The following is a 14,878-nucleotide window of genomic DNA, read 5'->3' as shown; positions in this document are numbered from 1 at the left end:
ATTATAGAGTGATATACAAGCCAGCCGACGCCTTCTATTGCCAATTAGACGAGGTATTCCAATTGCCCGACAGTGGTCCATACGACGCGCTGGTCGCCCACTACGAGGCGTGTCTTGCACGTCATGGCGATACGCCCCAGGGAGTCGACTGGCCGGATGCCGGGGGGGCAGCGACACGTTACCGCATAATGGCCGAGGCGATGCGTGAGCGCGACCGGGTCGATGTGCTGGACTTCGGCTGCGGCGCCGGCCATTTCCTCGACTATTTGCGCCAATCCGACGATCGCAAACTGCGATATCGGGGGCTCGATCTGTCCGCACGGTTCATTGACCTGTGCCGGCGCAAATATCCCGGCGTGACCTTTGACTGTATGGACGTGATGCAGAATGAGGTGGTTGTGCCCGAGGCCGACTACATCATCATGAACGGGGTCTTCACGGAGCGTTGTGGCGTCGCCTACGAGACGATGTTCGACACCATGACCCGGTTGATCGCAAGGGTGTTCCCGCATGCCCGCAAGGGAATGGCCTTCAACCTGATGTCGAAGCACGTCGACTGGGAACGCGAGGACCTTTTTCACGTACCTTATGATCGGATAAGCCACTTCGTCGTCGGTCAATTGTCGCGTCATCACCTCATTCGCGCCGACTACGGGCTCTACGAGTACACGGTTTACGTCTACAAGGCTGCCGCGTAGCCGACGATCCGCGGATTTCCGGCTTGCGGGTCAAGAATATAATGGGCATAGGCGCGGGGGCGGCATGGCGGACGTGGTTATTTTTGGGATGGGCCAGATCGCCGAGGTCGCGTGGGCCTACCTCGACAGGTTCGGAGAGGATCGCGTCGTCGGTTTTACTGTCGACGAAGACTTCCTCACACAAACCGAGTTCAAAGGTCTTCCCGTGGTCGCCTGGGAAAAGCTTGAGGATCGATTCCCGCCTGAAACCGTCAAGCTGCTTGGTCCGCTCAGCTACCAGAACCTCAACGAGTTCCGCCGTGATCGGCATAAGCAGGGCCGGGCGCGCGGGTACAGCTTCACGCGCTTCATCCACCCCTCTACGCACAATATGGCGGACACGGTTGGTGAAAACTGCTTCATTCTCGAGAATTGCACGCTGCAGCCGTTTGTCCGCCTCGGCGAAGGCATCATGATGTGGAGCGGTAGCCATGTCGGTCATCACTCCATCGTCGAGGATTTCTGCTTCGTCTCGTCGCAGGTGGGGCTGGCGAGCGGTGTCCATATCGGCACGTGCAGCCTGATCGGCGGCCAGGTCGGCATCGACAACGGCATCACGATCGGTGCCGGAAGCTATATCGAGTCCCGTTGCATGATCCGGCGCGATGTGCCCGCCAACAGTGTAGTGCGTCATCCCTCGGACTTGCCGAAGCCCTATTCCAGCGCCCGTATCAAGTCGATGAAGTTCCGCTGATGCCTGGCCGTCAGAGGAAATGGACCCGGCAGGGGTTGCTGGTGCCCATAAAGGCAGGGCACGGGTGGTGGGGCAGCTACGCGCAGGTTCCGACGGTCCTCGCCCTTTCGCCTCGGCTTTGGCGCATCTATTTCGCCGGGCGCAATAGCGCCAACCGGTCATCCATCCTGGCCGTTGATGTCGACCCGCAAGACGGCATGCGTGTGTTGGGTGAGTATTTCGACCCGATCATGGAGCCGGGCCTGCCAGGCACTTTCGATTGCTCGGGGCTGGGGCCCTCCTGCGCGGTGATGATCGGTGGGCGCGTGCATCTGTATTATTCGGGCATCTACCCACGTAGCGATGTCAGCTTTCAGATCGCCATCGGGCTCGCCACCAGCGATGATGGGCTGAATTTCGAGAGAGCATTTGCGGGGCCGGTCCGCAGTATCGGTCCGGCAGATCCCTATTTCGTGTCAACGCCCTTCGTTGGTGCGATCAAGGGCGGCTATCGCATGTGGTATGCGAGCGGCACCGGTTGGGTGGAGACTAGAGGTGTCCGGGAGCCTGACTATGTGCTCCGCAGCTGTGTTTCGAGGGACGGAATTCTGTGGGAAACAGGCTCGGTCCCGGTCCTAGGTGACGACCTCGGGGACGGGAACAGCCAGACGCGTCCCTGGGTCACGCATGAGGCTGGCGGTATACGGCTGTGGTACAGCCGCCGCGGGCGGGACTTTCGCGATGGTGGCAATGAAGCCTACCGCCTTTTTTCCCGCCTGATAGATGTCCGGGATGGCATGGCTGGCGAGGCGGAACCTGTGATCTTCAGCAATCCGCCGGCGGCCGGCGACTTCGACAGTTGGATGCAGGCCTATTGTTGCGTCATGCGACGGGCTTCCGGTGAAGTGATGTTCTACAACGGCAACGGGTTCGGCGAGGCCGGCATCGGCTGGGCGACTCGCGATTTGACATGACGGGGACCGGCATGACTTTCGAATTTCGCATCCCGATCCTGCCGGAGCCGGAATTTTTCTCAAACGTCAAGCTGGCAGCTTTGTCGTTGGCCAAGCTCGGCGGCGTCTATGCGGCCGCCCCCATTGTGGTCTCTGTTGGCGGGCATGCCGACATCGACGAACTCCATGCCGCCAACACCTGGTCCTCGGCCTTCCCGGTAACGTGGCGCCCCGTGCCGCGTGCTATCAGCGACCGGGGTTTCTCCTCGGGCTTTGACCGCTATGCCGAGGCGCCGCGCGGCGATGTCATCATCCTCGCCGATGCCGACGCCTGCCTGATGCGGCCGATCGACGAGCTTTTGCAACGCATGCGCGACGCTGATCGGCCGAGTGTTGCCGGCCTACCGGCGCATTTCTCGCCATTTTCGAGAGATGGCTCGGAAAACAACGCTGCATGGCGTCGGCTTCTTGAGACGCTCGGCTTTGCAGATACGCCTCTCAACTGGCGATATTCCGAGTCGTCGGATGGCGCCTTCGGCGGGTGCCCCGCCTATATCAACTATGGCTTCGTCGTCTTCAACAAAAGCGCTTTCAGCGCCATTCAGCCACTGATCCGCCCGCTTACCGCGCGCGTACTGGATTATTTGAAGGATCAGCCCTCGATCTTCTTTTCCGGCCAGATCGCGCTGTCGCTGGCCATCCTGACGGTCGGGGCCGATGCGTTGCCTCTCGGGCCGGAATACAATTGTCCAAACTCCGACGAGATGCTGGCGCACGGGCTGCGCGACCCGGCGGATATCCGGGTGCTGCATTATCTTCGCCGCGAGCAGTTCGATCGCCACAGCTTCCTGTGCAACCGCGACGAATTCGACGCCTTCTGTGGCAAGTCGTTCGCATCGCCGGTCCTTCAAGCGTTCCAGCAGCACGTTCGAAGCTTGCCTCATTGCTTCTATGGCGAAGGCAAGACGCAGTGACGGGCAAGCTCACCATTGCTGTCATGCAGCCATATTTCTTCCCGCATGCGGGCTATTTTCGCCTGATGGCTGCGAGCGACGTCTTCGTTGTTTTCGACGATGTCCAGTTCCCGCGCCGGGGACGGGTGCATCGTTGCGAAATGACACCGGGCCGCTGGCTGACATTGCCGCTCGCGCCTATGCCGTTCAATACACAGATAAAGGATCTGCGCTGGGCGGACGGCGCCCGAACCGCTCTGGACAAGCGCCTGGCCGCTTTCGGCCTGCCGGGCCAGGCGACAACGCCGGCCGCGGAGCGGATCAGCCGCCATCTGACCGGGCCGCTTGGCGACGTGACAAGCTTTCTCGAGAACGGTCTTCGGCTCGTCGCCGACGCGCTCGAACTCAAAGCAAACATCTTGCGCAGTTCCAGCCTCGGCGTTGATCCCGCCTTGCGAGGGCAAGCGCGCATTATCGGCATCGTTCGAGCGCTCGGCGGACAGCGCTACATCAACGCTGCCGGTGGGCGCCACCTTTATGCCACCGAGAACTTCCAGCAGGCGGGCATCGATCTGCAGTTTCTCGTGCCCTACGCAGGGAGGTTCCCCCACATCCTGCCTGCCTTTTTTGGCAATAACCTCGCCGACCTTCGCGACGATGTTCGAAACACGTGCCAATGGGGGCCGTGAGCAATTGCCGATCACTTGGCAGCTATTTTAGGACTGCGACGATCAGACCTTGGCGACGATCTTCATGAAGGCCGGCATGTCGTCGCCGAAGCCGACGGTGCCGTCATTGTCTTCACCGCGGTTGTTGCCGCGGGCAGGGCGGCTGTTGCTGGCGCGCTGCGGCCTTGTGTCGCCGCGTTCCGGGGCGCGGTTCTCGTTGTTGCGATCGGAGACCTTGCGGTCGGTGTTTTCGGAGCGGATCGCTTCCTTGCGCTGATGCCGTTCGCCGATGTCGGCGACCGCGGCCTCGGCTACCACCGGCTGTTCCTCGCGCGCGGCATCTGCCGCCGGCGCGTCGTCGCTGCGCTTGGCATGGCGTTCGCGCGGCTTGCGCTCGCCACCGTCCTTGCGATCATGGGGCTTGCGGTCCTCGTCCTTGCGGCCGGCGCGGCGCGGAGCGCCACGGCCACGGCGGGGCGCTTCGTCCTCGCCGCCTTCGCTGGCGACCACGGTCGACAGGTCGCCGTCATGCCACTCGATCTTGTTGCCGATCAGCCGCTCGATGGCGTCGATGTATTTGGTGTCGGACTTGGTGGCGATGGTGAAGGATTTGCCCGAGCGTCCGGCGCGGCCGGTGCGGCCGATGCGGTGGACATAGTCTTCGGCGTGGATCGGCACGTCGTAGTTGAAGACGTGGCTGACGTCCGGAATGTCGAGGCCGCGCGCGGCGACGTCGGACGCCACGAGATAGCGCAATTTGCCATCGCGGAAATTGGCCAGCATCTGCATGCGGGCGCGCTGGTCCATGTCGCCATGCAGGGCGCCAGCGTCGAAGTCATACTTCAACAGCGAGCGGAACAGCTCCGCTACCTCGACCTTGCGGTTGCAGAAAATGATAGCGTTCTTCAGCTCGGCGTCTTCGGCCTTTATCAGATTGCGTAGCGTCTCGCGCTTGTCCCACGGCTTGGAGCCGGACTTGACCAGGCGCTGGATGATGTTGGTGGCAGCGGATGCCGCCTTGGACACCTCGACGCGCACCGGCGCATGCAGGAATTTCTCGGTGAGCTTGGTGATCTCCGGCGGCATGGTCGCTGAGAAGAACAGCGTCTGCCTGGTGAACGGGATCATCTCGCAGATGCGCTCGATGTCCGGGATGAAGCCCATGTCCAGCATGCGGTCGGCCTCGTCGATGACGAGGATCTCGACGCCGTTGAGCAACAGCTTGCCGCGCTCGCGGTGATCGAGCAGACGGCCGGGCGTGGCGATCAGCACGTCGGCGCCGCGCTCCAGCTTCTTGTCCTGCTCGTCGAAGGAGACGCCGCCGATCAGCAGCGCGATGTTGAGCTTGTGGTTCTTGCCGTATCTGATGAAATTCTCTTCGACCTGCGCGGCGAGCTCGCGCGTCGGCTCGAGGATCAGCGTGCGCGGCATGCGGGCACGGGCCCTGCCTTTTTCGAGGCGGGTCAGCATCGGCAGCACGAAGGAAGCCGTCTTGCCGGTGCCGGTCTGTGCTATGCCCAGAATATCCTTGCCGAGCAAGGCATGCGGGATCGCGCCAGCCTGGATCGGCGTCGGCACGGTGTAGCCCGCATCGGTGACTGCGGAAAGGACCTTGGGCGACAGGCCGAGGTCTGAAAAGGTCAACGCTTCTAGAGCGGTCGTGGTGTCTGAGGACAAGAGTTGCTGTCTTTGGCTGGTTCGGGGAAGCGCAACGGCATCCGTCGCGGCAAGCACAGCGTGCCTGCAAGATTGGTATTGCGATTAGGCGCAAGCCCGCGATTTGTCAACAGAAACGGGCGGGATTGGCACGATTGTGAAAACGTAAGCTTAATCGCGACGCTTAATTAGGTAGTCACTCTTTGCGCCGGCTCAATAGCGAAACTGCTCGGCGAGAATGCGTTCGTTCCACGAATGGTTGGGATCAAACAGCAGCGTTGCCGTCGCAGTCGGCGATTCGCGGACCGTTACGGAAGCCACCGCCTTGACCTCGGTGTGGTCGGCGGCGGTGTTCACCGGGCGCTTTTCCGACTCCAGAATATCGAAGCGTACGGTCGCCTTGTTTGACAACAAGGCACCCCGCCAACGGCGCGGCCGGAACGGGCTGACCGGGGTCAGCGCGAGCAACGGTGCATCCAGCGGCAGGATCGGCCCGTGCGCCGAAAGATTGTACGCGGTGGAGCCGGCCGGCGTCGCGATCATCACGCCGTCGCAGTTCAGTTCCTCGATGCGGACCTGCTCGTCGACGGTGATGCGGATCTTTGCCGTCTGGTAGGACTGACGCCACAGCGCCACCTCGTTGATGGCGAGTGCCGAAACCGTCTCGCCCTCACGCGTCAACGCCAGCATTTCCAGCGGGCGGATCGTTTCGGCGACGGCGGCCGCGATGCGCTCGGTGAGGCCCCCGACGCGGTACTCGTTCATCAGGAAGCCGATGGTGCCACGGTTCATGCCGTAGACCTTCTTTCCCGTGCTCATGGTGTCGCGCAAGGTCTGCAGCAGGAAGCCGTCGCCACCCAGCGCCACCACCACCTGGGCGTCGTCGAAGGATGCCTGGCCATAGCGGGCCGACAGGCTCTCCATCGCCGCCTTGGCATCGGCAGTGTCGGAGGAGACGAAGGCGAGATTGGCTTTGCTCATGACATTCCGATGGCGGTCGGCCGATGGCGGTCGGCGGCGGTTGCGTGGGGTAGCATGGGCAAGCGCATCTGCAAAGGGAGGCATCGTCCGGCGCAGTTGCGGCCGCGGCGAAACGAAATCGGCGGCTCGCGCTTCATGTCGCCGGAACGGCGAATGTGATGGTTAAGAGCGAGCTTAAACACTCGTAAAGCCTGATCGATCATGTTAGCCGACAGAGGATGGGTGGCTGGGGGGCTAGCCAGTCGAGACCTGTCTATTGCCGGTGACACGCCTGATTATCGTCTTCCTTGTGATGGGAAGTTTCGCCCTTCTCTTTGCGGAGCTTGTGCGGCAGTCCGAAGACATGAGCTCCAGGCCGATGGCCTCACGCTGCGGCGGCGCCGGCGTGCCATGCCCCCAAAACGCGTTGTAGGCTGAAGCCAATCTGCCAACGACGATCCGTCGCCTACTGCGCGACAATCCTCAGGTTGGCGTTGCCGTAGAATGTGTAGGCGAGATAGGTCGGATCGCCGGTCTGGTAGAATTCTCTGCGGACATCCTGCAGGATCTCGGCCAGATAGACCGGCCCGTCCTTGATCCGCGTGCTGATGCCGCCATAGAAATCGGTCGAGAAGGCCGCTGCCGCGCGGTCGGTCAGTGGCCACATGCCGCCGATGAAGCCGGAAGCGCCGCCCGCCAGCACCGCCGGACCCCAGCCCTGCACGAAGCCGCCGAGCATCTGCGAACGGCCGGTGTCGCAGGCGTTGAAAAAGTAGAACGGATTGCCCTTGCCATGCGCGGCCGCGACCAGCGCGGCCCATGTATCCGGGTCGAGCGACTGATCGACGAGATCGATAGCAAAGACCGGCCGGCCGCTGCTCGGCTGGTTGACCTCGCCATGGCCGGAGAAATGAATGAAACCGGTCGAGACTTCGCCGACCAGTTTCTCGAAAGAGATGAAATCGCCATCGAAGCGGCGGTAGCCGGCAAGCTTGCTCAGTGCCGCGATCTCGTCCTGCTGAAAGCGCAGCGAGCGCTTGTCGAGATAGGAGGGCGCGACGGCCGCGACGCCGGTGAAGGTCATGCGGTCGAGCGGGTTGTCGACCTGTGAGGCACTGCTGCGCGGAGCCCAGCGGGCCAGCCGGTAGCCCATGCCGAGAAAACCGTCGGCTATAGCGCCGTCGACGCTGCGCGGGCGGATCAATTCCCAGGGCAGCGTCGGGCTGTTCGAGGTGATCTGGATCGAATGCAGTTCGCCTTTGCCGCGCAGCGACCAGAACACGTCCTTGAACGCTTTCGGCACATAGTCGCGGTAGAGCGCATCGCCAAAACCTTCGGTGGCGAGCGTGACAAAGCGCTTTTGCGTCCCCGGATCGCTGCTTGCGGCAGGCTGCTGCAGCGAAACGGCCCCGCGCAAGCTCAGGCCGAGCTGCAGCAGGCGGCGGTATTCGGAGTCCAGCCATGCCGCCATCTCAGGTGACGTCGAGAACGTATCGGTCACCGGACCGGCCAGATGCGGCGAATGGATGATGATCTGCCCCGAACCCAGCCCGCTCGGATCGTCATAGAGGATGGTCACATCGAGATCGGGGACGTCATCGCCGTCTGCGCCGCCGAGCGTCACATTGCCAGGTACCGCCGGCTGCGGCGCCGCTGCGGCCAGCATCAGCATGGCAGGTGCTGCGGAGCGTTCGGCTGTGGCGCTCAGAGCGGCTGCCTCGACAGGCGCGGTGCGGCGAATGATAACCGACCGCGATGCCGATCCCAGGAACCTCCCGGCGCTGTAGATGCGCGCGATGAACTGGGCCGGCTTGCTGTCCTTGGCGATCGGCCGCGCCTTGACGTCGAAGCGGACGAAGTCGCTGTCGCCCTGGCGGTAGAGCGTCGTCCGTCGGCTCCATTTGCCGCCGTCAGCGAGATCGAAGCCGGAGGCGAACAGATCGATATCGATCGGCCATTGCTCGGTTCCCGCCGGCATCGCCATGGCCAGGGCGCCATCTTCCGTCACCGACGAGCCCGGCGCTGCCTTCACCTTCACTTCGGGCGTGAATTGCGCTTCGGTAAGGGCGATCGAAACGGTCACCGTCTCGCCGGCGACAATCTCATCCGGCGCATCGATGGTTGGATGGCGCACCACCTCGACAGCGCCCGTCTCGGGTTGTGGAAGGGCGCCGCCGGAAGGAGGGCTTTGCGCCTGGTCGATGGGCGGCGGCGCTGGTTTCGGTGGCGCCTGCGCCTCCGGCGGACTTTCGGCGCCGGTCGCGGGTGGCGGGGCCGATGTCATGCCGTCCTCAGGGGGGATCCCTGCCTTATCGGGGGGCGGTTCGGCGCCGGTGGCTCCGCCATCCTGCGGATAGGTCCCGCCGAGATTGTTCTGGGCAGCGGCCGCAGCTGCGTCTTCAAGACGTTGCTTTTCCTCTTCGTATCGTTGCCGAGCCTGCTCTTCCTGCAATTGGCGCTGCTGTTCCTGGCGTTTGTATTCCTCGTAGAGCGCCGCCTCCTTGGCGCTGTCGCCCATCGCGGCATCGGGACTGCCGGAGCCCGGTGCAACGTCCATGGGGTAGGGCTCCTGACCGCTGCCATCGGCGTAGTCGCTGCCATCAGGCTCCCAACCGCCACTCCCGGAGATGTAGCCGCCGCTCGCCATCGCCGGCGGTGCCGGTTCCGGCACAAGCGGCAGCGCCGGTGCCGCGCCGGCCACCTGGTCCGGCGTCAGCACAAAGGCAGCGTCTGCCGAGCGGCCATATGCCATCCATGGCCACTGGGCGCCTGACGTTTTGTCGATAGTGGTTTGCCTGACCGAGGCGAGGATGATGGCTATGTCCGCGCCGCGCTTGACCAGCGCAGCGGTGAGCGCATCGGCAAATACGGTGACGGGGCGGGCTTCGTCCAGTGCAACGGTTCCGGGTTTGGCCGACAGAGCGACGATGGCGTGGGTGAGGGGATCGACCGCCGCCAGACCCTGCATCACGCCGGAAGTAGGGTTGTGGCCATCGCCGGGATTGTCGAGCAGAACCACCTTCAATGTCGGGGTTGCCTCGAGCGCCTGCATGAACAGATCGAGGGGCAATGCCGTCTGGTCGACCGTTTCCTTTGAATCGATCCGGGTGCCGCGCGTCAGTAAATAGTTCCTGCCGTTGGCCTGCGCGGTGTGGCCGACATAGTAGAAGATGCCGACGGAGTCCGGATTGGCCAGGGATTGGGCGAAATCATGCATGGCGCGCGCGACATCGGCGCGGTCGCCATCCGACACCTGCCGGACGGTGAAGCCAAGCGATCGTAGTGTCGCTGCAACGAGTTCGGCACTGAGGTAGGCGTTGGCGATTGCCGGTGAGCCCTCAGAGGCCGGATTGGCGACAACCAGCGCTATCCGCTCTTCGCCGCGCGCAGCGGAGAAGAGCGCCATGGTCATCAGCAGCACGACCGCCAGAAAAAGGCGCATGACCGTGATCCAAGCCCTGCAGGCTGCGGCGCTCACGCCACGGCTTGCCCCAATTCATCAATGGCCCAACCTTGACCATATCATGTCGGCTTCGCCGGCGCACTGCCGGTGCCGATCATGCAGTTGTGTCGCTAAAAGATATTGACTGTATGTTTAGTAATTAATACCGTTGCCCGACATACCGAGTTGGTCAGCCGGCATTCGCCGGTGAATGATCACCAGGACGAAGGGAACTTAGGGACTCGAGGCGCAATCCCGCCGGTCCCAACAATGGGAGACACAAGCATGCAGTTGAAATCGACCGCGACGGCGCTCGGCCTGTCGCTGCTGGCGATGACCGGCATTGCCCGCGCCGAGGGCGAACTCCAAATCTACAATTGGGGCAACTACACCAGCCCGGACCTGATCAAGAAGTTCGAGGAAACCTACAAGGTCAAGGTTACCGTCACCGACTACGATTCCAACGATACGGCTCTGGCCAAGGTCCGCCAGGGCGCTTCCGGCTATGACATCGTCGTTCCATCGGCCAGCGTGATGCCGATCTGGATCAGCGAAGGCCTGCTCTTGGAAACCGATCCCAACACGATGGAGAACTTTAGAAACGTCGATCCGAGATGGGTCGACGTGCCGTTCGACCCCGGCCGCAAATATTCGGTGCCGTGGCAATGGGGCACGACCGGCATCTCGGTCAACAAATCGGTCTATGCGGGCGATCCGAACACCTCGGCGATTTTCCTCGATCCGCCGCCGGAACTCGTCGGCAAGATCAATGTCGTGCCCGAAATGGGAGACATCATGTTCCTCGCCATTGCCTATGAGGGCGGTAAGTACTGCACCGACGACAAGGTGCTTTTGAAAAAGGTGCATGACAAGCTCATCGAGGCGAAAGCGAAATGGCTGTCGCTCGACTATGCGGCCGTCGACGGTCTCGGCAGGGGTGACATTGCCGCCGGCGTCAACTGGAACGGCATATCGCTGCGCGAGCGGCTGGAGAACGACAAGATCGTCTACGGCTATCCCAAGGAGGGCTTTCCAATCTGGATGGACAATGTCGCGGTGCTCAAGGATGCCAAGAACGTCGAGAACGCCAAGCTCTTCCAGAATTTCATCATGGACCCCAGGAATGCAGCGATGATCTCGGCCTTCGCGCACTACGCCAATGGCATCAAGGGCTCCGAGCCCTTCCTGCCGGCCGATATGAAGGGCGCGCCCGAAGTGGATGTTCCGGCCGAATTTGCCGACAAGGGCCAATTCATGTCGGCCTGTCCCGCAGACGTCCAGGCGCTCTACACCAGGATCTGGACCGATCTGCAGAAATAGCAGCGCCGCCGGCCGAAGCTGACCAACATCGGGCCGCGCATCGCGGCTCGGCCATCCCCAATGCCAGATGCCGTAAAGCCGCCGCGGGAGATTTTTTATGTCCGATCTCGACCTTTGCTACATGCCGGCCAGCGAGGCGTTGCGGCTGTTCAAGGCGAAGAAACTGTCGCCTCTGGAACTGATGCAGGCCACCATCCGCCGCGCCGAGGCAACCAAGGCGACGATCAACTGCCTCACCTTCACGCATTTCGACGAGGCGATGGATCTCGCCGGAAAAGCCGAGGCGAAATACGCCAGAGGCGCCAGGACCGGCGCGCTCGAGGGCCTGCCGATCGGCATCAAGGATGAGAGCTACATCAAGGGCAAGCCGACCTCGCATGGCTCGCTGCTGTCGAAGGATGCCATTGGCGGCCATACCTCGACGATGAACGAGCGTGTCATGAAGGCGGGTGGTATCGTGCACGCCCGCACCGCGACGCCCGAATTCAGCTGCGCCGGCTATACCTGGTCGAAGCGCTGGGGCGTCACGCGCAACCCCTGGAATCCGGATTTTACGCCGGGCGGCTCGTCGGGTGGTTCGGCGGCAACGCTGGCGTCGGGCACATCGTCGATCGCCACCGGCTCGGACATTGCAGGCTCAATCCGTATCCCTGCCTCGGCCTGCGGCCTCGTCGGCTTCAAGCCGCCTTACGGCCGCAATCCCGATGAGCCGCCGTTCAATCTCGATTTCTACTGCCACACCGGGCCGCTGGCCCGAAACGTCGGGGATGCGATCCTGCTGCAGAATGTCATGGCCGGACCGAGCCCGCTCGACATCGCCACGCTGCGCCCGAAACTGCGCCTGCCGCTCGACTACAAGCCGATCAAAGGCTGGAAGATCGCTTTCTCCATGGATCTCGGGTCCTTCGAGGTCGATGCGGACGTGCGCAAAAACACGCTCTCCGCCTGCGATGTGTTCCGCTCGCTCGGCGCCACTGTCGAGGAGGTGGACCTCGGCTGGGGCGGCGAGGTGCTCAAGGCCGGCATGGCCTATCTCGAACATCTCTTCGGCGCCTCGCTGTCGCCGCTGCTCGCCAAGCACGGCAAGGACATGACCAGCTATGCCAGGCAGTTTGCGCAGGACGGCCAGAAGTCGAAGGCCACGGACTTTGTCGCAACTTTGGACGTGGCGGCCAGGATGTACCAGACGCTGGGGCCGTTGCTGGAAAAATACGATGTGCTGATCTGCCCGACCAATGCGCTTCCCGCAGTGCCGGCGGAATTCGATCAGACCAAAGGCAAGGTCGAGATCAATGGACGAGAGGTGAACCCGTCGCTGGGCTGGGTGATGACGACGCCGTTCAACATGCTGAGCCGATGCCCGGTTCTGTCCGTGCCGTCGGGCCGCGCCGCCAATGGCGTGCCCACCGGCATCCAGATTGTCGGCCGCACCTATAGCGACGCCGACGTGTTCCGGGCGGGTATGGCCTATGAGACGGCTCGGGGTCAGTGGTACACGAACGCCGGGACACGCCCAGCGCTGTGAGTCCACAGGGCTCCGGCATGCCAAAGCAGCGGCGGGACGTTTCGGCCGCCGGGGAAAGGCCTGACGACAATGGCGCAACGCAAAGCCACCGCGGATGCGGGAAGAAGCAAGACGGCCAAGGGTGCGGCAAACGACGCTGCGCCCAAGGACCGCCGGCGCGAGCGCGGCGAAGCGAGCGTCCAGCGCATCATCGACGCCACCATCGAGCTCATCGCGGAGGAGGGGCTGGCCAGCGTCACCATGCAGCGCATTGCCGGGCATGTCGGCTCGTCCAACGCACTGGTCGTGTTTCATTTTCGCAGCAAGGAGAACCTGTTTCGGGCCGTCCTGCACTATCTCAGCGACCAATATGACGCGCTGTGGCTGACGCTGGTGCGGGCGCCCGGCCTGTCGCCGGTGGAGCGGGTGTTGGGCGCGGTCGATTGCGCGCAGCGCTTTGCCCGGCAGCATCCAAAATGGGTTTCGGTCTTCGTCGTCTTTTCCAGCGACCGCAAGAGCATGCAGATCTACAATGAAATCGGCCTGCCGAGCGATCTCGCCTACACGGCCGAAGCGCGCGAACTGCTGATCGAGATTTCGCGCAGCGGCGGTTACACCGGCGTCGACATAGACACGCTGTCGGAGAGCCTGAATTATCTGGTTCACGGCGCCTGGTATTGGGACCATCTCAACCCGTCCAGCCGCGACACCGACGTGCTGCGCAAGACCATGCTGCTCCTGCTGCACCAGGCCTTTCCGCGGCATTTTTGACTTGGGGTGAGATGCGGCCATTGCGAGCGACGGAAAGCGTCCTCTGCAAACCTAAACCCGAAAATCTCTACGATGCCTTGATCTCTGTAAAAATGCTTGAACAATCCAGAGGTGCGATTTAAACAACCTAAGGATGCATTCGAGGGTGGGTAGATGTGGCATTGGCTGATACTTCTGTTGCTGATTGGTGTGCCGGTTTTCTTCGCCGTCCGGTCGTCGCGCAAATCCTCACAGAGCCCAGATGACCTCGTGGGGTTCGGCGGCTGGCTGTTCCTGCTGGCGATCAGTCTGTCCCTTTCGCCGTTGCGCACACTTGTCGATATGGCCAGTCTGGTCAAAACCTACCAACAGCTTGTTACAGTGCCCAACGGGGCCTTGGCCATCTATGGCGAGGCAGCCCTCAATCTGGCATTTCTGGTGCTTCAGCTGGTCGTGCTTGTTTCGATGCTGCGGCGAAGCCACCGCTTCCCGCAGCTGTTCATATGTCTGTGGTTTGCGATCCCTCTCTTGTTCATACTGGACGCAGTTTGGATATCGATTGTGCTTGGTGTCCCGGTAAACCGTTTGCTTGCCGGAGGGGCTCTGGTTACACCTTTGGCATCCTTCATAGTCACAGGGATCTGGGCCGCCTATGTATACAGGTCGGTCAGGGTGAGAAACACGTTCGGCGATACGGCGGCCATACAGGCCGCGACATTTTCCTAGAAGGTCCGACGGCTGCGAGTTGGCCTGATGTCGTGCTGCCAGCTCCGCCGAATAGAACCGTCGGCAGTCCTCCTTCGTCTAACGAGCTTTGGGTGGCCTGCCACCCGAAGCTCGAAGAGCGAAGGGGTGGTGCCCCCGGACGGAATCGAACCGCCGACCTTCGGTTTACAAAACCGCTGCTCTACCAGCTGAGCTACAAGGGCACGGCGCTCCGGTTAGCATATTTGGTGCGCCAGTAAAGACAAAACTCCGTTTTCGATCGCTGATGGACGCCGCCGAGGTGGGCGGGCCGCCATGCTGAAAACCGCCAATGCGATCCCTACCTATCTCTCAGGTGCAAACGCATCGAACGGGGTGTCGCATGATCAGACTTGTCATCATCCTGCCGCTTGTCGTCATTGCCTGGCTGCTTGCGGTGAAGCTCATCAGGGACGTGAAGGCCGCCAATGTCGACTGGACCGGCATCGCCGCCATCGTCGGTTTTATCGCGATGGCGTTTTGGCTGCGGCATGTGACTGGGATGGGATGAATGGTGA

General features: G+C 62.3%; 13 protein-coding genes and 1 tRNA gene. 10 read left to right on the top strand and 4 right to left on the bottom strand.

Features of this window, described 5'->3' with window-relative positions; all coding sequences use genetic code 11:
* Positions 1-8: 8 nt before the first annotated feature.
* The 5 genes from ACYG97_RS10030 (at position 9) to ACYG97_RS10010 (ending at position 4,005) form a co-directional block, all read left to right on the top strand.
* Complete coding sequence (locus ACYG97_RS10030) at positions 9-698, top strand: class I SAM-dependent methyltransferase (protein WP_196813703.1); 690 nt, start codon at positions 9-11, stop codon at positions 696-698.
* 64 nt (positions 699-762) lie between these two features.
* Positions 763-1,431 carry an acetyltransferase gene (locus ACYG97_RS10025; protein WP_023688392.1) on the top strand — a complete coding sequence of 223 codons (669 nt, stop codon included), beginning with the start codon at positions 763-765 and terminating at the stop codon, positions 1,429-1,431.
* 41 nt (positions 1,432-1,472) lie between these two features.
* Positions 1,473-2,384, top strand: coding sequence for a hypothetical protein (locus tag ACYG97_RS10020; RefSeq protein ID WP_156937229.1), 912 nt, complete (start codon positions 1,473-1,475; stop codon positions 2,382-2,384).
* Positions 2,385-2,395: 11 nt separating this feature from the next.
* On the top strand, positions 2,396-3,337 hold the full coding sequence (locus ACYG97_RS10015; protein WP_155924165.1) for a hypothetical protein: 942 nt from the start codon (positions 2,396-2,398) through the stop codon (positions 3,335-3,337).
* Positions 3,334-4,005 (top strand): WbqC family protein, encoded by a 672-nt coding sequence (locus ACYG97_RS10010; RefSeq protein WP_023734395.1) that lies wholly within the window; start codon positions 3,334-3,336, stop codon positions 4,003-4,005. Before ACYG97_RS10015 ends, ACYG97_RS10010 begins: the two co-directional genes overlap by 4 nt.
* Positions 4,006-4,047: 42 nt before the next feature.
* On the opposite strand, the gene ACYG97_RS10005 is transcribed toward ACYG97_RS10010, so the two are convergent.
* From ACYG97_RS10005 to ACYG97_RS09995, 3 genes are all read right to left on the bottom strand, one after another.
* Positions 4,048-5,661: a DEAD/DEAH box helicase gene (locus tag ACYG97_RS10005; RefSeq protein ID WP_031262390.1), complete on the bottom strand. Its 1,614-nt coding sequence runs from the start codon at positions 5,659-5,661 to the stop codon at positions 4,048-4,050.
* Between the two features lie 192 nt (positions 5,662-5,853).
* Positions 5,854-6,621, bottom strand: a complete 768-nt coding sequence (locus ACYG97_RS10000) for an NAD kinase (RefSeq protein ID WP_023734393.1) — start codon at positions 6,619-6,621, stop codon at positions 5,854-5,856.
* A gap of 445 nt (positions 6,622-7,066) precedes the next feature.
* On the bottom strand, positions 7,067-10,042 hold the full coding sequence (locus ACYG97_RS09995) for a caspase family protein (RefSeq protein ID WP_156937227.1): 2,976 nt from the start codon (positions 10,040-10,042) through the stop codon (positions 7,067-7,069).
* 285 nt (positions 10,043-10,327) lie between these two features.
* Here ACYG97_RS09995 and ACYG97_RS09990 point away from each other — a divergent pair, with 285 nt between their 5' ends.
* The 4 genes from ACYG97_RS09990 to ACYG97_RS09975 all read left to right on the top strand — a co-directional run bounded on the left by ACYG97_RS09990 (position 10,328) and on the right by ACYG97_RS09975 (position 14,342).
* On the top strand, positions 10,328-11,362 hold the full coding sequence (locus ACYG97_RS09990) for an extracellular solute-binding protein (protein WP_023688398.1): 1,035 nt from the start codon (positions 10,328-10,330) through the stop codon (positions 11,360-11,362).
* Between the two features lie 97 nt (positions 11,363-11,459).
* Positions 11,460-12,887: an amidase gene (locus ACYG97_RS09985; protein ID WP_023734391.1), complete on the top strand. Its 1,428-nt coding sequence runs from the start codon at positions 11,460-11,462 to the stop codon at positions 12,885-12,887.
* Between the two features lie 69 nt (positions 12,888-12,956).
* Complete coding sequence (locus ACYG97_RS09980; RefSeq protein WP_031262389.1) at positions 12,957-13,637, top strand: TetR/AcrR family transcriptional regulator; 681 nt, start codon at positions 12,957-12,959, stop codon at positions 13,635-13,637.
* Between the two features lie 153 nt (positions 13,638-13,790).
* Positions 13,791-14,342 (top strand): DUF2569 family protein, encoded by a 552-nt coding sequence (locus tag ACYG97_RS09975; RefSeq protein WP_023734390.1) that lies wholly within the window; start codon positions 13,791-13,793, stop codon positions 14,340-14,342.
* A gap of 127 nt (positions 14,343-14,469) precedes the next feature.
* Here the strand turns inward: ACYG97_RS09975 and ACYG97_RS09970 are convergent.
* Positions 14,470-14,545, bottom strand: a tRNA-Thr gene (locus ACYG97_RS09970).
* Between the two features lie 158 nt (positions 14,546-14,703).
* Here ACYG97_RS09970 and ACYG97_RS09965 point away from each other — a divergent pair.
* Positions 14,704-14,871 carry a hypothetical protein gene (locus tag ACYG97_RS09965; RefSeq protein WP_023729792.1) on the top strand — a complete coding sequence of 56 codons (168 nt, stop codon included), beginning with the start codon at positions 14,704-14,706 and terminating at the stop codon, positions 14,869-14,871.
* Positions 14,872-14,878 lie beyond the last annotated feature (7 nt).

The organism is Mesorhizobium sp. W067, from assembly GCF_054719525.1.
This window is presented reverse-complemented; position numbering and strand designations above follow the sequence as displayed.